This is a genomic window from Streptomyces sp. NPDC003247 (genome assembly GCF_042888135.1).
Classification (GTDB): domain Bacteria; phylum Actinomycetota; class Actinomycetes; order Streptomycetales; family Streptomycetaceae; genus Streptomyces.
Genome location: NZ_JBIAPF010000010.1, coordinates 70161 through 86594, shown reverse-complemented (window position 1 = coordinate 86594; position 16434 = coordinate 70161). Strand labels below are relative to the sequence as shown.

11 protein-coding genes are annotated in these 16434 nt (G+C 73.0%); 5 read left to right on the top strand and 6 right to left on the bottom strand.

Going from position 1 to position 16434, the window contains the following annotated elements; all coding sequences use genetic code 11:
- Window positions 1-105: 105 nt before the first annotated feature.
- The 3 genes from ACFYWQ_RS30240 to ACFYWQ_RS30230 form a co-directional block, all read right to left on the bottom strand.
- Complete coding sequence (locus tag ACFYWQ_RS30240; RefSeq protein WP_389520694.1) at window positions 106-1008, bottom strand: alpha/beta fold hydrolase; 903 nt, start codon at window positions 1006-1008, stop codon at window positions 106-108.
- Between the two features lie 88 nt (window positions 1009-1096).
- Entirely contained in the window at window positions 1097-2092 is a 996-nt protein-coding gene (locus ACFYWQ_RS30235) for an RNA polymerase sigma factor (protein ID WP_389520693.1), read from the bottom strand.
- Between the two features lie 438 nt (window positions 2093-2530).
- The gene (locus tag ACFYWQ_RS30230) at window positions 2531-3001 is read right to left on the bottom strand and encodes an SsgA family sporulation/cell division regulator (RefSeq protein ID WP_389520691.1); all 471 of its coding nucleotides are present in this window, start codon (window positions 2999-3001) and stop codon (window positions 2531-2533) included.
- 259 nt (window positions 3002-3260) lie between these two features.
- Between ACFYWQ_RS30230 and ACFYWQ_RS30225 the strand changes: the two genes are divergently transcribed.
- The gene (locus tag ACFYWQ_RS30225) at window positions 3261-4160 is read left to right on the top strand and encodes an alpha/beta hydrolase (protein WP_389520689.1); all 900 of its coding nucleotides are present in this window, start codon (window positions 3261-3263) and stop codon (window positions 4158-4160) included.
- Here ACFYWQ_RS30225 and ACFYWQ_RS30220 read toward each other — a convergent pair.
- Window positions 4104-6848 (bottom strand): AAA family ATPase, encoded by a 2745-nt coding sequence (locus ACFYWQ_RS30220; RefSeq protein WP_389521082.1) that lies wholly within the window; start codon window positions 6846-6848, stop codon window positions 4104-4106. The two genes, ACFYWQ_RS30225 and ACFYWQ_RS30220, sit on opposite strands and share 57 nt — an antisense overlap.
- A 590-nt stretch (window positions 6849-7438) precedes the next feature.
- Between ACFYWQ_RS30220 and ACFYWQ_RS30215 the strand changes: the two genes are divergently transcribed.
- The 3 genes from ACFYWQ_RS30215 (at window position 7439) to ACFYWQ_RS30205 (ending at window position 10163) form a co-directional block, all read left to right on the top strand.
- On the top strand, window positions 7439-8422 hold the full coding sequence (locus ACFYWQ_RS30215; protein WP_389520688.1) for an NAD(P)-dependent oxidoreductase: 984 nt from the start codon (window positions 7439-7441) through the stop codon (window positions 8420-8422).
- Window positions 8423-8584: 162 nt separating this feature from the next.
- Entirely contained in the window at window positions 8585-9235 is a 651-nt protein-coding gene (locus ACFYWQ_RS30210) for an HAD-IA family hydrolase (protein WP_389521080.1), read from the top strand.
- A 10-nt stretch (window positions 9236-9245) separates the two neighbouring features.
- A complete protein-coding gene (locus ACFYWQ_RS30205; RefSeq protein ID WP_389520687.1) occupies window positions 9246-10163 on the top strand; it encodes a TIGR03619 family F420-dependent LLM class oxidoreductase in 918 nt (305 codons plus the stop codon).
- Window positions 10164-10403: 240 nt separating this feature from the next.
- On the opposite strand, the gene ACFYWQ_RS30200 is transcribed toward ACFYWQ_RS30205, so the two are convergent.
- A complete protein-coding gene (locus ACFYWQ_RS30200) occupies window positions 10404-10892 on the bottom strand; it encodes a TetR/AcrR family transcriptional regulator (protein ID WP_389521078.1) in 489 nt (162 codons plus the stop codon).
- A 340-nt stretch (window positions 10893-11232) separates the two neighbouring features.
- Here ACFYWQ_RS30200 and ACFYWQ_RS30195 point away from each other — a divergent pair, with 340 nt between their 5' ends.
- A complete protein-coding gene (locus tag ACFYWQ_RS30195) occupies window positions 11233-12663 on the top strand; it encodes an MDR family MFS transporter (RefSeq protein WP_389521076.1) in 1431 nt (476 codons plus the stop codon).
- A gap of 585 nt (window positions 12664-13248) precedes the next feature.
- Here ACFYWQ_RS30195 and ACFYWQ_RS30190 read toward each other — a convergent pair.
- Window positions 13249-16038, bottom strand: coding sequence for an AAA family ATPase (locus ACFYWQ_RS30190; RefSeq protein WP_389520685.1), 2790 nt, complete (start codon window positions 16036-16038; stop codon window positions 13249-13251).
- Window positions 16039-16434 lie beyond the last annotated feature (396 nt).

Genomic DNA, 16434 nt, shown 5'->3' with positions numbered 1-16434 from the left:
TCCGCGCCAGGTCCCCTCACCACTGGAACGGAACCGGCCCCGCGCCGGGTTCCCGTGCGTCGGCCCGCGCCGGGCCGACGCACGGGGTGAGTCCCGTACGGTCCGCTACACGTCCGTGTCCCGGGACGCGGTGGTGCGCAGCACGAAGTCACGGACCGTGTCCGCGAACAGCTCCGGCTCCTCGATGTGCCCCATGTGCCCGCTGTTCTCCAGCACCAGCAGCTGCGAGTCGGGGATCAGCTCGTCCATCTCGAACGCCCAGCGGGGCCCGCAGATCACGTCATGGCGGCCCACCACCACCAGTGCCGGTACCTCCAGTCCCTTGAGCGCGGTCCGGTCGTCGACGACATCGGGTTCCAGGTTCTCGTCCAGGCCCGAGATGAAGGTGGCCGTCACCGCGTCCCGGAACGGGGCCAGTCGCTCCTCGTCGCCCCAGTAGTCGGCGAAGTAGGACGGCAGTACGCCGCGGGCGACCGCCACGGTCTGCTCGTCGCTGGAGATGCGGGACATCGCGCCGAACGCGGCCAGCACGTCGGGCAGTCCGGGATGGCCGGCGTGCTGCGCGGCGAAGGCCTCCACCATCCGGCCCGCCTCGGCGCCGTGCTCGGGTCCGGTGACGGGCGCGCCCTCGTACAGCACGACGCCCGCGAGCTGCTCCGCGCGGTGCAGGGCGTGATGGGCGGCGACGAACGCACCGTGCGAGTGCCCCAGCAGGTGTACCTGGGGGACGCCGAGCCGGTTGATCAGCACCTGGAGGAAGAGGCTGTAGCGCTCCCGGGTGTAGCCGTGCGGGTGTGAGGGCAGCCGGCTGTCCTCGGCGGTGCCGATGGGCTCGACGTAGACCATCGTCAGGTGCTCTTCGAGGGCGGGCATGCGCAGGTACTCCCAGTGGATGCCCGGCCCGCCGGAGTGCGCCAGACAGACCGGTCCGGTGCCGTGGACGTGATACCGCTGGACGATTCCACCGGTTCGGAAGGAATGGGTGCCGGGGGAGAGGGGAGTGGTCATCGGGATCTCCATCAGGTCCGCAGGTGTCAGGAACACCGACAGGACGCCCCCGGAGCGGGGAAGTTCGATCGGGAGAGTGTGAACTGGATCACGCCGGATCGGCGTTGGTGCCGGAGTCGGCGTCGGCGTTGGTGTCGGGGGTGGGCACGGTCCGCGGTGCGTGGTGGAGCGAGACCCGGTCGAAGCGGCCGCCGTCGAGCGACATGATCCACGCGACGCCGGGCGGACAGTGGTCCGGGTCGTCCCGCGGGCTGATCAGCTCCATCTCCCAGACCACCAGGGACCGCCCCGCCACCACGTGCACGGGCCGCTGGCGCACCCCCGCCGACAGGTCGCCCTCCATCCCGGCCAGCAGAAGGCCCGCTCCGCCGAGCCGTTGCCCTCCGGTGAACAGCGAGACGCCGGGGGAGTAGCGGTCCCTGACCACACGGTCGAACTCGCCGCGCTCGGCGGCCTCGAGGGTCGCGTGCGCCTCCAGCCAGCTGTTCTCGGTACGGCGCACCGCGTCCTCGTGCGCCGTGGCCGCAGTGGCGCCCAGGGACGCGGCGAGGACGGCGCGGGCCTGGCTGAGGCGGCTGCGCACGGTACCGACCGGAATCGCGCAGGCGTCGGCGATCTGCTGGTACGAGGTGATGCCGGAGGAGAAGTAGCGCAGGACCACCGGGAGCCGCAGCGCCGGGGACAGCGAGTCGACGGCATCCCAGATCCAGTTCCGCAGCGCGTGGCTCTGCAGGACCTGTTCAGGCGTCTCACCGTCCGGCGGCAGGGGCACCTCCGCCAGGGGTTCGACCCGGCGCGCGCCCCGCAGCAGGGTCCGGCAGCCGTTGCGTACGACCATCCGCAGCCAAGGTCCGACGGCTTCCGGATCACGGACGTCCACGATCCGGCGCAGCGCCACCAGCGCCGCCTCCTGCACGACGTCGTCGACGTCCGGACCGGGGCCCAGCACACTGAGCGCGACCGCGCGCATCCCGGGCCGGTGCCGTTCCAGGAGCAGGGCCAGGGCGGACACGTCGCCCGCCTGCGCGGCCCGGGTCAGCGCCGCGTCCTCCAGCGGACCGGCGTCCCCCGGTATCCCGCTCATACCTCTCCTCCCGGCGATGACACCTGTGACGGTCGGGCGTGACCGGGCCGCCGTAGCCACGGTCGCCCTCATGTCGGGGAAGAGCACGAGGGCGACCGCTCCGTCCCGCGGCCGGGCCAGCCAGTCAACAGCCCTGCCGCAGGAGGTCTTCTTAGGGGCAACGGGAAAGGGACCACGGCAGGTTCACGCTTTCTGGCATGGCAATCGCGCACCGCGTCACCTCCCGCGGGTTCCTGCACTTTCCTGCACTTTCCTGCCTTTCCGTTCACCCCTCGCTCGCACGGATCGGCGCGGCGACGGCGCGCGGCGCGGTGGAGGCGAGGCTCAGCTCGTTGCGGCAGGCGGTCCCGGCCGCCGCCTCCGACGGGGCGGGTACACCGGGCGAGGGCTGGGGTGCGCAGTCCGACGCGGCGCTCCTCCACCAGGGGCGGGCGGTGATCAGTCGGACTGCGGCATGCGGTCCCGGAGCAGGTCCGCGGTCGCCGAGTCCCAGTCGATCTCGGCGAGTTCCTGACCGGCGGGCACCAGTTCGTAGGTGTGCTCCAGCCACTCCGCCAGCGGCCGCACGGGCAGTTCGAACAGGGCCGCCATGTCCAGGGAGGTCAGCTGGAGCCGCGCGGTGGTGCGGTCCTCCGGGTGCGTCGGCCAGATCCGGACGTCACCGAGGCCACTGACCGAGTACAGCCCCTGGTGGAGGAGATCACGGCCGATCCGCCACAGCACGCAGGGGCCGCCCTCGACGAGGAACTCGACACTCACGGTCAACGGGGACCGCGGATCGAACCGGAACTCCGCCCTGACGGCCTGCCTGGCGGAGACGTCCAGCATGCGCTCGATGTCCAGGACCAGCTCAAGGCTGTCGGACGGCCCCGTGCGGCGGGCCTGTACATCCGGTCGGTTGCCGCTCATGACGAGTGGATCCTTCTCTGTGGCGAAAAGCTGGCCCGGCCCACTCTGGCCGCCCCGGGAACGTCGCACATAAGTAACTTGACCGTCCGGCATCACCGATTTCGACGGTGAACGGGCCGGCCGGGTCCGGCGGACACCTGGCGGGCCGCCGACATTAAGTCATTCGACTGTCGCCCCTGACCTGCGGCTCGACGATCCTGAAAGGGTCGCCCGCGTGCCCGCGCCGGGCTGATGGTCGTCATGCTCGGAGGGGCCCGCCGTGAACCGTACTCCCGTCGTCTTCATCCACGGCACGTGGCTGCACGCGCTGTCCTGGGAGTCGTGGGCGGAGCGCTTCGCCAGCCGGGGTTTCCTCGCCGTCACCCCGGGCTGGCCGGGGGAGGGGGCCGTCGTGGGGAAGCTGCGCGAGTCACCGGAGGCGTTCGGTGACCTCGGTCTGGAAGCACTGACCGAGCACTACGCGGGAATCGTCCGCTCGTTCGACGTCGCGCCGGTGATCGTCGGCCACTCGGTCGGCGGGCTCATCGCCCAGCACCTCATCGGCGTCGGCATCGGCCGGGCCGCCGTGGCCATCGCCCCCGCCCCCCTCGACGGCATCCCGCCGTACGACTCCCCGCCCGCGCTCCGGCCCCCCGGCCGCCAGGAGCGCACCGGGCACGTGGTGTCGCTCTCCCCGGAGCAGTTCCACAGGGTCTTCGCGAACACCGTCGAGGTGAGGGAGGCCGACCGCCTCTTCGAACGGTACGTGGTGCCCGCCCCTCGACGGCTCCTCGCCGATCTGGGCTGCGCGGGCACGGAGCGCAGCCCGTACGCCGTGGTGGACGTCGACAACGCGGACCGGGGTCCGCTGCTGCTGATCTCCGGACAGGAGGACCTGCTGGTCCCCGACTCCGCCACCCGCGCCGTGTACAAGGCCTACGGCGACTCCACCGCCGCGACGGACCTCAAGCAGTTCGCCGACCGCGCGCACTCCCTGGTCATCGACAGCGGGTGGCGGTCCGTCGCCGACTACGTCCTCGGCTGGCTCGACGACCACGGCATCCGAGCCCTTCCCCCCGACAACCGACCGGCCGCCCCGGGGGCCGGAGAGCCCGGGGCCGGGTCACACCGCCTGATCGCCGGCCAGTCTGCCGAGTGCGTCGCGCAGGGCGGCGCGTGAGGTGATGCCGAGCTTGGGGAACACCCGGTACAGGTGTGAGCTGACGGTGCGGGGTGAGAGGTGCATGCGCTCGCCGATCTCCTTGTTCGTCAGACCGCTCGCGGCGAGGTCCGCGATCCGCCGCTCCTGCCAGGTCAGCGCCGCGAGGTGGGCCGAGGAGGAGAGCGGGACCGCACCCGTGGCCCGCAGTTCCGCCCGGGCCCGCTCGGCCCAGGCGGTCGCGCCCAGCCGCTCGAAGGTCTCCGCCGCCAGGGTCAGCGGCACGCGCGCTGCCTTCCTGCCCCGGGTGTGGCGGAGGTGGGTGCCGTGGGCGAGTTGGACGCGGGCGTGTTCGTAGGGGAAGTGGGGGGCGGCGGGGTGGTTTTCGGCGTGGTGGTAGAGGGTGTCGGCTTTGGTGGGGTCGGTGGTGGTCATGGCGAGGGCGGCGTGGGTGGTGAGGGCGAGGCGGGGGGAGATGTCGGCCAGGTGTGCGTGGTGGGCGGCGAGGGCGTGGGCGCGGGCCTGTCGGGTGCGTCCGGTGTGGAGGGCTGCTTCGACGAGGTCGAGGAGGGTGCGGGGGGCTTGGTGGGCGTAGGGGGTGAAGATGCCGGGGGGTGTGAGGCCGATGGCGTGGAGGTAGGCGGCTTCGTAGTCGCCTTCGGTGAGGGCGGCGGTGGTGCCGATGGTGTCGGTGATCTGGGTGAGGAACCCGACCCCGCGCGGACGGGCCCAGGAGTCGACCAGGGCCTGCAGTTCCCGGGCCCGTTCGACGTCACCCCGCAACGCCGCCACCAGACCCAGATAGGCCCGCGTGTGATGGGTGAACAGCGTGTGCCGGTGCCTGGTCGTCAGCTCCAGGCACCGCTCCCCGGTGCGCTCGGCCTCCGCCCACTCACCGACCGCGATCTGGTCGAGCATGATCAGATGCAGCATGGTCATGGCGTCGGCCAGGGCGCCCGTCTCCACCTCGCGGTCCACGGTGCGTTGCAGCTGCGGCCGGTACTGACTGAGGGTGTCCACGTGATAAGCGGCGACGGACAGCCGGGTGATGTCCCACGGCTCCAGGTCGTGCAGGCCGACGAAGGTCCGCTCCACCCGCTCACGCACACCGGCACCGCGCCGCACCACGTCGCCCCAGGCGTCCTGGTAGATACGTGACCGGGGAGTCACCAGGTCGCCCAGCTCGTCGAGGAGCTTGTGCACCCGCTCCCACGCGGCCTCGTCACCCGCGTACTGACTGATGGCCAGCAGCAGGTCGATCAGGCGCGTGAGCACCTCGTCCGGCTCCCGCACCCCGCGGTCGCGCAGCGTCTCGATCGCCGCGAAGACCTGCCGCTGCGAGGACCGCACGTCCCCGTCCTCGAAGAGAGCGACGTAGCCCGAGGTGATCACCGAGGCCGGGGAGTCGTCGGGACCGGACCCGCCGCCCGAGCGGATCAGCCGCCGGGCCTGGTCCAGCTGGCCGGAGTGCCCGGCGATGTACGCCGCGCTGCCCAGCCGACGGGACCGCTCCGCGTGACTCTCGCTCAGCTCCGCCGCCCGGGTCAGCCAGGCCACGGCCGCCACCGCCCCGCCCCGCACCGTGGCGGAGTCCGCGGCGGCCTCCAGCACCGCCGCGACCTCGTCGTCCGGGTCGACCGTCGAGGCCGCCAGATGCGTGGCCCGCCGCTCCAGATCGTCCCGGTGCACCCGCGCCAGCACGGCGTGCGCCGCCCGGCGCTCGTTGGGGGTCGCCGTCTGCACGACGGTCGAACGCACCAGGGGATGCCGGAACACGAAGTCGCCGGTGAGGGGGTCGATGTCCAGCAGACCGCAGTCCGCGGCCTCGTCGGCCTCCGCCATGCGGTAGCGCGAGCCGCGCACATGGCCCGCCGCCGCGCCCGCCCCGACCCCGTCCAGGGCACCGCGCAGCAGTTCCGCGCGGACGGTGTCGCCGAGGGCCCCGATCCGGGCGCCGTACACCCGCTGAAGCCGCTGGGGGAGCGGGATGCCGGTGTACCCGAGCAGGTCCTCGGGGGTGCGCCCGGCCCGGTCGGCGCGTACGTACGGGGGCAGCTCCAGCAGGGCCAGCGGGTTGCCCTGGGCCTCGTCCAGGACCAGTCGGCGGATGTGGGGGTCCAGCTCCGGGTGCCGGCTGTCCAGCAGTTGCTCGGAGGCCTCCTCCGACAGCGTGGTCACCGGCAGTTCGGGCAGCGCGGCGGTGTCGAAGCCCGACGCCAGGTCGGAGCGCAGGACGACGACGAGCTTCACCGAGCTGCCGGTGAGCCGGCGCCCGACGAAACCGCACACCTCGGTGCTGGAGGCGTCCAGCCACTGACCGTCGTCCAGCACCAGCAGCAGCGGCATCTGGGACGCCGCGAGGGAGAGCAGGTCCAGGACGGCGATGCCCAGCGTCATGACGGACGGCGGCGCCCCTTGGCTCCTGCCGAAGACGACGTCGAAGACCTGGCGGTGCACCTCGTCCAGCCGGCCGATGCAGGACAGCAGCGGATGGAGGAACTGGTGCAGTCCGGCGAACGGCAGCTCCGACTCGGCTTCCACCCCGGCCGCCCGGATCACCCGGTGGCCCCGGCTCGCGGCGAGGCCGGCCACGTGCTCCAGCAGCGCGCTCTTGCCCACCCCCGTGTCGCCGCGCAGGACGAGGGCCCGGCCCCCGGTGTCCGCCACGAACGCCGCCAGGACCTCCTGCTCCCGCTCCCGGCCGACCATCGCCCCCACGATCGACTCCACAGTCCCCCCACTCCCTTCACCGCTGGATCGGCCCGGTCCGCACGCTCCCCACGGCCCCGCCGCCCGGATCGAGAGTGTGTGTCGCCGTACGTCACTGTGCGGCCGACCGGGTGTGACAGAACGACGGCCGGTCACGCCCGTGACCTGCCCGTTGTCCCGCCCTCACACCTTGTCGAGCAGACTAGGTGCCCCTGGGGGTGTTCGTCACCTGGTATGGACGAAAAGGCTCTTGATACACGGATTGCCCCCACGCGGCCACCCCGTCGCACGCCCCCGGGTACCTGTCGGCTACGCTCAAACGTATCCGGCACACATGTGCACGGAGGCACAGGCGGGGACCTCGGGGTGCGCCGTCGGGGAGCGGGGCCGGCGTGGGCGAGTCCGCGCGGACGCCCCGGGGGCGCGGCCCGAGGCGCCGGTTCGTCCCTGCGCGTGGTGAGGGTCACGTGAACCTCGGCCGGTGACCTGTACGTCCTCGTATACGAGGAAACGACCGTATGTTTCCCGGCGGGCGGACGGATCGGTGTCGATGCCCGCGCGACGACCGGAGCGGAAGAAGCTGATGCGTGATGAAGGACGGCAGGACCGTCTGGCTCCCCTGGCACCGGAGCCGGCTCCCCGGGCTGCCTGACGGGCTCTCCTACCGCTGCTGGGACGGCTCGGGCCCGCTCCCCGGCGACCCCGCCGACGTCCGTTTCCTCGTCGCCCCGCCGATCCCCGATCCCGCGCGCCTCCTGCGTCCCGTACTGCCGCGGATGCGGCACCTGGAGGTGCTTCAGCTGCTCGGCTCCGGCGACCTGCGTCCGACGCCGCTTCTCGCCGACCTGCCCGCCGGAACCCGGCTGGCCGACGGGCGCGGAGCCGACCGCCGGACCACCGCCGAGCTGGCGGTCGCCCTGCTGCTGGCCCTGTGCCGGGGCCTCGACCGGTGCACCGGGGCAGGCCCCGGGCCGCGCCTCTCGCTCGTCGGCGGACGCGTCCTGGTCGTCGGCTACGGCGCGGTCGGCGCGTCCGTCGCCGCCCTGCTCGGAGCGCTGCGCTGCGAGCCGGTCCTCGTCGCCCGGACGGCGCGCACCACACCCGCCGGACGGCTGCACGGGGCGGAGGAACTGCCCGCGCTGTTGCCCACCGCCGACGCCGTGGTGCTGTGCGCGCCGCTCACCGACCAGCCGCACACCCTGCTCGGCGCGGACGCCCTGGCGCGGCTCAAGGACGGGGCGCTGCTGGTGGACGTCGCCGGCGAGGGACTCCTCGACACCGGTGCGCTGCTGCGGGAGGTACGGGCGGGCCGTCTGCGGGCCGGGCTCGACGTCCCGGACCCCGCACCGCTGCCGCACGGCCATCCGCTCACCGGGCTGGTGAACGCCGTGGTCACCCCGCGCACGGCGACGTTCACCGACGTGCCGCCCGCCGCCACGGCCGACTTCCTGCGGCATCAGCTGCACCGCTACCAGCGGGGCGCGGAACCGCACAACGTCGTCCTCACCACGCCGGCGGCCACACGCGGCGAGCGACCCGGCGGCGAGCGACCCGGCGGCGAGCGGGCCGCATGAGCCCGGGAATCACGCGCCTCCTGAGAGGCCACGCGCCCCGAGGACCCGCGTACCCGGTGATGAACCCGCCCGAGGCCGCTTCACCGACGGCTCTGTGACAGACGCTCCCGGAACATGTGTGCCGGTGGGGAGCGTGTGTGACCCACCCTCTAGGGTGTGAGCATGACTCCCCACCGCAAGGGCCTCGTGCTCGACTTCGGTGGTGTGCTGACCACACCCCTGCTGCCCGCCGCGCTCGCCTTCGAACGGCGCGAGGGACTGGCCGAGGGGACGCTGCTCACCGCCCTCCACCTCACCCCCGAGGGAATCCGCCTCACCGAGGACCTGGAGCGCGGGACGCTCACCCAGGCCCGGTGGAACGAGTCGGCCGGAGAACTGCTCGGCATCGCGCCGGACAACCTGATGGGCCGTATCTTCGCCGACCTGCGCCCCCAGCCCTCGGTGATCGCCGCTGCCGCCGCCGCCCGCCGGGCCGGAGTCAGGGTCGCCATCCTCTCCAACTCGGTCGGTCCGGCACCCTGGAACCTCTACGACGGTCACGAGCTGGAGGGCCGCTACGACGCGGTGGTGCTGTCGGAGGACCACGGGACGCGCAAGCCCGAGCCGGAGATCTTCCGGATCGTCCTGGACCGACTCGGCCTGAGCGCCGAGGACTGCGTGTTCGTGGACGACACCGAGCAACACCTGCGGCCCGCGGCGGACCTGGGATTCGCCACCGTCCACGCCGTGGAGCCCGCCGGGACGGTCGCCGCCCTGGAGGCCCTTCTCGGCATCCCGCTGACCGACAGGGACCCGCACCGGGTCACCTCTTGAGGAGACACCCATGAAACTGGGCCTGGCCCTGCCCACCTTCGGTCCCGACGCCCACCCGGACGGCATCCTGCACATCAGCCGTACCGCGGAGGACATGGGATACGACTCCCTCTGGACCGGCGACCGCGTCCTCGCCCCCCGCATGCCGAGCGCCCCCTATCCGAGCGCCGACGGCCGTATGCCGCGCGCCTACGAGAACCACATGGACCCGCTCGTGGCGCTGACGTTCGTCGCGTCCCACACCACGCGGGTCCGCCTGGGCACGAGCACGCTGAACGGCCTGTGGCTGCCGCCGCTCCTCCTGGCCCGGTCGCTCACCACACTCGACCTCCTCAGCGAGGGGCGGCTGACCGTCGGCCTCGGCCTGGGCTGGATGCCCGACGAGTACACCGCGCTCTCCGTGCCCTGGAAGGGCCGCGGCGCACGGCTCGACGAGACCCTCGACGTCCTTGAGGGATACTGGTCCGACGACGTCTTCTCGCACGAGGGACCGCTGTTCACCGTCCCGGAGACCGTGGTCGGCCTCAAGCCGAGCCAGCGGCCCGGGCCGCCCGTGCTGCTCGCGGCCTTCACGCCCGTCGGACTGCGCCGCATCGGGCGGCGGCTCGGCGGCTGGCTGCCCGTGGCGATGCCGCTGCCCCATCTGCTGGGCATGTGGGACGTCATCCGGAAGTCGGCGGCGGAGGCGGACCGCGACCCGGACACCCTGCACATGGCGTTGCGCGTCAATCCTCAGTTGACCGACGTCAGGACCGAGCCGGACCGGATGCCGAGGGCGGGCACCCTCGCCCAGTACGTCGACTACGCGCGGGCCGCCGCCGAGGCGGGTGTGCACGAGCTGTTCGTGGACTTCGGACAGACCTCCGCCACCCTCGACGAGCGCGTGGACCTGGCCGGCCGGTTCCTCGACGGGGTCCGCCGCGGCTGACGTGCGGTCAGCGGATTCCGGGCCCCGTACCGGAACGCGCGGCTCCCGCCGGTGGTTCGCCGGAAGGCCACCCCGGCTCCGCGAACCGGCCGTCCCGGCCCCGCCGTGTCCGTCCGCCCGGAACCGTCCCGGCAGGTCCCTGGAATGAGCCGAGCGGCGTACGAGGCCCGTACGCCGCCGTACGGGCCGACGGCCCTGGGAGACACCTCGACGCAGGTGTGTCCCAGGGCCGTCGGCGTGTCAGGACGCTCCGAGACCGTGCAGCAGGGTGTCGACGACCACGTCCGCCGCCTGCCCGGGGGTCAGCTCGGGCTGCTGCCGTGACACCAGGTGCATCAGCTGAGGCAGCAGCGCGCTAGCCCAGCCGTTCGGCAGGTTCGCCCGCAGGAGGCCCTCGTCGGTGGCGCGCTCCAGGAAGGCGTCGACCTCCCGCACGGCTGCGTCGCGGCGTTCGTGCACGCTGTCGTCGCTGAGCATGCGGGTGAGGTCGACGGGCCAGGTGCGGTTGACGGCGATGATGTTCTCGACGTAGCGGTGCAGGGCGACGGCGACGGGTGCTTCGCGCAGGCGTGCGTCGGTGATGGCGTGCTCGATGGCCTCGAGGCGGGACTGGTAGATCGCGGCGAGGAGGTCCTCGCGGGAGGCGAAGCGCCGGTAGACGGTGCGCCGGTCGACTCCTGCCTCGGTGGCGATACTCGCGATGCTCGCGCCCGGGTCGGCGGCGAGCATGCGTGCCCCGGTGGTCAGGACGGCTTCCAGATTGCGTGCTGCGTCGGCTCTCACCGGACCGATTCTAGTGGCGCGGTGTGAAGCCTGAGGCATCTAACGCCTCTCTGGCATAGCCCTATCCAAATTAAGTGCTACATTGAAGTGACAAATATAGAGGGTAGTGCCTATCTGATGAGTCCTCTCTCTGGGTATCCGGTCCGCGCACCCTCCCCGCACCCTCCATCGCCCACTTCCGGAAAGGTGTCTTTCGGTGTCGAAGGCACAATCGCAGGCGCAGTCAAAGGCGCAGTCGAAGGCACAGCAGCCCGCGGCACGCGAGGCGGGCGGTGCGGCAGCCGCCATGAGCGCGCTGATCCTCGCCGTCCTCCTCGCGGCCCTCGACCAGACGATCGTCTCGACCGCGCTGCCCCGCATGGCGCAGGACCTCGACGGGTTCGACGACATCGCCTGGGTCAGCGCCGCCTACCTCCTCGCCTCCACCGCGGTGACCCCGCTGTGGGGCAAGCTCGGCGACATGTTCGGCCGCAAGCGGCTCTACCTGATGTCGACCTCGGTCTTCCTCATCGCCTCGGTCGCCTGCGGCCTGGCAGGGAACCTGCCCGAACTGATCGGCGCCCGCGTGCTCCAGGGCGTGGGCGGCGGCGGCATGATCGTCCTGACCTTCGCCCTCGTCGGCGATATCGTCGCGCCACGCCGACGCGGCCGCTACCAGGGCATGTTCGGCTCCGTGTACGGCGTCGCCAGTATCGCCGGCCCCCTGCTGGGCGGCGTCTTCACCGACCAGCTCTCCTGGCGCTGGGCCTTCCTGATCAACCTGCCCGTCGGCATCGTCGCCCTGGCCGTCGCCGCCCGCGCCCTGCCCACCGCCACCCGAGGCGCCCAGGCACGTATCGACTGCCTCGGCGCCACCCTCCTGGCCGCCATCGCCACCGGCCTGGTCCTGATCACGTCCTTCGGCGAGCGCTGGGGCTGGGGTTCACCCGCCATCGTCGGCCTGACCGCCGCCACCGTCGCCCTCGGCGCGCTGCTGGTCCCGGTCGAGCGCCGCGCCGCCGCCCCGGTCCTGCCGCCGGCGATGCTCGGCTCCCGGACCGTGGTCCTCTCCTCCCTGATCGGCTTCTTCGCCAACGCCGCGATGTTCGCCGTACTCGTCTACCTGCCGACCTACCTCCAGATCGTCCACGGCGTCTCGGCGACCCTCTCCGGCGTCCACATGCTGCCGCTGGTCGCCGGGCTCGTCGTCAGCCAGTCCCTCGCCGGACGCCGGGCCGCACACGTCGAACGGCTGCGGCCGGTCCTGCTCGCCGGACTGCTCGCCAACCTCGCCGGGCTGCTCCTGCTGAGCACCATCGGCGCCGCCACCAGCACCCTCGCGCTGGGCGTCTACTTCCTGATCACCGGCGTGGGCATCGGCATGGTCCCCATGGTCGTGCTGACCACCGTCCAGAACAGCGTGCCCGCCGCCGACCTCGGCGCCGCCAGCGCCGTCGTCACCTTCTCCCGCTCCATCGGCGCGGCCTTCGGGGTCGCCGTCTTCGGCACCCTGCTGAACACCGGCTTCGCCGACCGCACCCACGGCCTGCCCACCGCCGGAGGCTTCGACGCCGCCCGCCCGGACACCATCGGCCGGCTCCCCGCAGCCCTGCGCGACACCGCCCTGGACGCCTTCGCCCACGCCACCGCCATGGGCTACCTCTGGATCGCCCCCACCCTCGCCGTCGGCACCGTCCTCGCCCTCTTCCTCGAGCCGGCGCGGCCTCGACCGGCTTGAGCAGCCAGTCCTGAACAGTTGCACACCGGCCCCGATGCCGGACCAGCCGAGCCGGCTGTCCGGTACGTGCTCACCCACGTACAGCTCGAACCGGTGCCCGTGGAACCTCGCCTCGAACGCCCGCGTGAGCGGCCCGGCCCGGACCTCGGTGACGCCCGGAACCCACTGTGGCCACCGCGCCATGTCCGCGAGCAGGGCGAAGGCCCGGCCGGGCGGAGCGTGCACGACGGCCTGCGCCTGGCAGAAGCCGTGCGCCTGATCCGGCGAGAAACCCGACGGCCAGTGGATGTCCGGATGGCCGTCCGGGGCGTCGGGCATGCCGTTCCTCTCTCGCGTGGTGCGCGGTGGCACCTGACGCGGCCACCGGAGCGACAGCCCCGGGAGAGAGGGGATGTCTCCGCGTTCACTGTGCGCGGGGACCACCGGCCAGGCATACGTCATCTGACTGAGCGCGGGGGAAGGCGTGGTTCCGCGTCCGTACCGGACTGAGCGCGGGGGAAAGCGTGGTTCCGCGTCCGTACCGGACTGAGCGCCGAGGAAGGCGTGGTTCCGCGTCCGTGTCGCCTGGCTCCGCCCGCGCCGCGGTCAGCCCTGCGCGTCCGCCTCCAGCCCGGACAGCGCGTCCCGCAGCGCCGCCCGGGAGGTGATGCCGAGCTTGGGATAGATCTGGTAAAGGTGCGTGCCGATGGTCCGGTGCGACAGGAACAGCCGCTCGGCGATCTGCTTGTTGGTCAGCCCGGTCGCCGCGAGCGTGGCGATCTGCACCTCCTGCGCGGTCAGCGCCACGGGCCCGGGCCGGGCCGCGGTCGGCGCGGACTGCCCGCCGGCCCGCAGCTCCGCCGCCGCACGCGCCACCCACGGCTTCGCGCCCAGCCGCTGGAACGCCTCCAGCGCCTGCGTCAGCTGCTCCCGGGCCTCCGTCGTGGCCCGCAGCCGCCGCAGCCGCTCACCGTGGAAGAGCCGCACCCGCGCGACATCGAAAGGCCAGCGCTCAGGGCCGGGCAGCGACAGCGCCCGCTCGTAGACGCCGAGCGCCGCCTCGCCCGGGGTGGTCAGCGCCTCGCAGGCCCGCACCAGCAGCTCGAGACGGGGCGACAGAGCGGCCATCGAGGACGCGCGCATCGCGGCCGCGTGCGCGGCGGCCTCCTTCTCCCGGCCGGTCCGGACGGCCGCCTCGACCAGGTCCATCGTGCCCCACATGGCGATCGGCACGTACGGGGCGACGGTCCCGGGCGGGCTGAGCGTGCTGGCGTGCTGGTAGGCGGTCTCGAAGTCGCCGCTGCCGAGCGCGGCCAGCGCGCGGGCGTGACAGGCGAAGAACCGCGCTCCGTGCGTCCCGCGTGGGGTGGCCCAGCGGACGATCTCCTCGGTCAGCGTGGCACTGGTCTGCGCGTCGCCCCGCGCCCCCGCCACGGCCGCCTGGATGTACTGGAAGTACCAGGCGAAGAACCGGTAGTCGTGGTCCTCGCACAGGGCGAGCCCCTCTGCGGCCAGCTGCGCGGCGTCCTCCCACCGGCCCAGATGGAAGTAGTCCAGGCCCATGTGCATCAGCGCGCCCAGATGCCGCCGCACGGGCGCGGTACCGGCCCGGCCCTGCTCCACCAGCCGCCGCGTCGCCCAGCGGAAGTCCCCGAGCCGGTCCGGGAAGACCGAGGCGGTGCCGACCCGGACCACCTGCGTGGGGTCGTCGCCCACCCCGGCGATCAGCTCCGCCAGCCGGGGCAGCGCCGCGGCACCGGTGCGGGCCGGGTCGCCGAAGGTCTCCAGGATCACCCGCAGCAGCAGGGGCGGTTCCGGCGTCAGCCGGTCCACGAACGCCAGCAGCGGCTCCCACAGCTTCGGATCACCGCCGTACCAGCACAGCAGCACCAGCAGATGCAGCGCCTCGACGAGACCCGCGTCCGAGGCGTCGTAGCCGTGCCGCCCGGACTCGATCGCACCGACCAGCAGCCGGTACGCGGTGTCGATGTCACCGTCCCTGTTGATCAGCAGGAACGCGGACGCCGCCGCCGCGTGCAGCGACTCCTGCCCCTGGGGATCGACCAGCCGGGACCCGGCGAGCAGCCGCGAGGCGTCCTCCAGCTCGCCGCCCGAGTCCACCCCGACATAGGCCGCCTCGGCCAGCCGGCGGCTCTGGTCGGCCGCCGTGGTGCTGAGCCCGGCGGCCCGGGTCAGCGCCGCCACCGCGCCGAGCGCGTCCCCGCGCCGCAGCCGGCGGCGCGCGGCCTCCTCCAGCAGCGCCGCGACCGTCTCGTCCGGGCCGACGGCCGCCTCGCCCAGATGCCAGGCGCGGCGTTCCGGCTGGTCCCGCAGCACGTCGGCGAGGGCCTGATGGGCCCGTCTGCGCTCCGCGGCGGTCGCCGGCTCCACCACCGCGGAGCCGATCAGCGGATGCCTGAAGGACAGCCGCCGGTTGTCCCCGGAGACCGTCACCAGCCGCTTCTGTTCCGCGGGGGCGAGATCGTCCACGGCCGCCCGGCCGGACGCGGCGGCCTCGACGGCGGCGAGGTCACCGGTGCCGTCCAGGGCGGCGATCAGCAGCAGTTCCCGGCTGCGGTCGGGCAGCCCGGCCACCCGCGAGGCGAACAGGGCCTGCAACCGCTCGCTCAGCGGCAGTACGGCGGGCACCGCGGCGAGCGTCGCACGCTGCTCGGGCGAGAGCGCCGTCGGCAGCTCCACCAGCGCGAGGGGGTTGCCCCGCGCCTCGGCCGCGATACGACGCCGTACGGCGGGGGCGACGTCGGGGTGGGCGAGGGCGAGCAGCTCGGCCGACGAGGCGTCGTCCAGCGGCGCCAGCCGGTGCTCGGTCAGACCGCTGGACTCGAAGAAGCTCTCCGAGCCCTCCCGGGACGCGGCGAGGAAGCCGATACGGCTGCCGACGAGCCGCCGGGCCACGAAGCCCAGCACGGCGTTGGTCGCCCGGTCCAGCCACGGCAGGTCGTCGACGACGATCAGCAGCGGTGTGCGCACGGAGATCAGCCGGAGCAGCAGCAGTGCGGCCGTCGAGGTCAGCAGCCGGTCGGGCGGCGGCCCGCTGCCGATGCCGATCGCGACCCGCAGGGCGTCACGGTGGACGGTGTCCAGGATGTCGAAGTCGTCGAAGAGCGGGACGAGCAGCTGGTTGAGACCGGCGTAGCCGATGTCCGCCTCGAACTGCACACCGGCCGCGCGCAGCACCCGGACGCCGTTGGCCGCGGCTCCGGTCGCCACCGCGTCGAGCACGGCGGTCTTGCCCACCCCCGCCTCGCCCGAGAGCAGCAGGGCCGCGCCGTGGACCGCGTTGTTGCTGAAGAAGGACTCGATGAACGTGAGGTCCCCGTCGCGTCCGACCAGCCGTGCAGAGGCGGGGCAGATCGTCGCGTCCCGGTCCTTCATCGAACTGCCTCCGACGGCCGTGGTGTGCAGGCCCGGTGCCGCGCCGACCCGGCCGAGCCGGCACCCGGCTCCGTGCGGCCCCCGCGATCACCGCATTCTAGAGGATGTCCGGTTCTCGCCATTGGCCTGATCCCGCGCTCATCACCGGTCTCCTGTCGCCCATCACCGGCCCCCTGTCGGTCGCGACGCCCCCTGTCGGTCGCGACGGCCCTCGTCGGTCGCGACGGCCCCTGTCGGTCGCGACGCCCCTGCCGGTCGTAACGGCGATGCTGGCCGGCCCCCCGTCGGCCGTACCGCGCGGCCAGTCGACACACACGCCCCGTCCCGCGCACACCTTTCTCACACCACGACGGGACGGCCGACCCCGCACATGTGTGAGTATGAGCATGTCGATGC

What these genes read in the sequence shown, in the direction of transcription:
- ACFYWQ_RS30230 (WP_389520691.1), bottom strand. Translation starts at nt 3,001, where the DNA reads ATGAGCGGCAACCGACCGGATGTACAGGCCCGCCGCACGGGGCCGTCC.
- ACFYWQ_RS30190 (WP_389520685.1), bottom strand. Translation starts at nt 16,038, where the DNA reads ATGAAGGACCGGGACGCGACGATCTGCCCCGCCTCTGCACGGCTGGTC.
- ACFYWQ_RS30220 (WP_389521082.1), bottom strand. Translation starts at nt 6,848, where the DNA reads ATGGTCGGCCGGGAGCGGGAGCAGGAGGTCCTGGCGGCGTTCGTGGCG.
- ACFYWQ_RS30195 (WP_389521076.1), top strand. Translation starts at nt 11,233, where the DNA reads ATGAGCGCGCTGATCCTCGCCGTCCTCCTCGCGGCCCTCGACCAGACG.
- ACFYWQ_RS30205 (WP_389520687.1), top strand. Translation starts at nt 9,246, where the DNA reads ATGAAACTGGGCCTGGCCCTGCCCACCTTCGGTCCCGACGCCCACCCG.
- ACFYWQ_RS30200 (WP_389521078.1), bottom strand. Translation starts at nt 10,892, where the DNA reads ATGCTCGCCGCCGACCCGGGCGCGAGCATCGCGAGTATCGCCACCGAG.
- ACFYWQ_RS30215 (WP_389520688.1), top strand. Translation starts at nt 7,439, where the DNA reads ATGAAGGACGGCAGGACCGTCTGGCTCCCCTGGCACCGGAGCCGGCTC.
- ACFYWQ_RS30240 (WP_389520694.1), bottom strand. Translation starts at nt 1,008, where the DNA reads ATGACCACTCCCCTCTCCCCCGGCACCCATTCCTTCCGAACCGGTGGA.
- ACFYWQ_RS30210 (WP_389521080.1), top strand. Translation starts at nt 8,585, where the DNA reads ATGACTCCCCACCGCAAGGGCCTCGTGCTCGACTTCGGTGGTGTGCTG.
- ACFYWQ_RS30235 (WP_389520693.1), bottom strand. Translation starts at nt 2,092, where the DNA reads ATGAGCGGGATACCGGGGGACGCCGGTCCGCTGGAGGACGCGGCGCTG.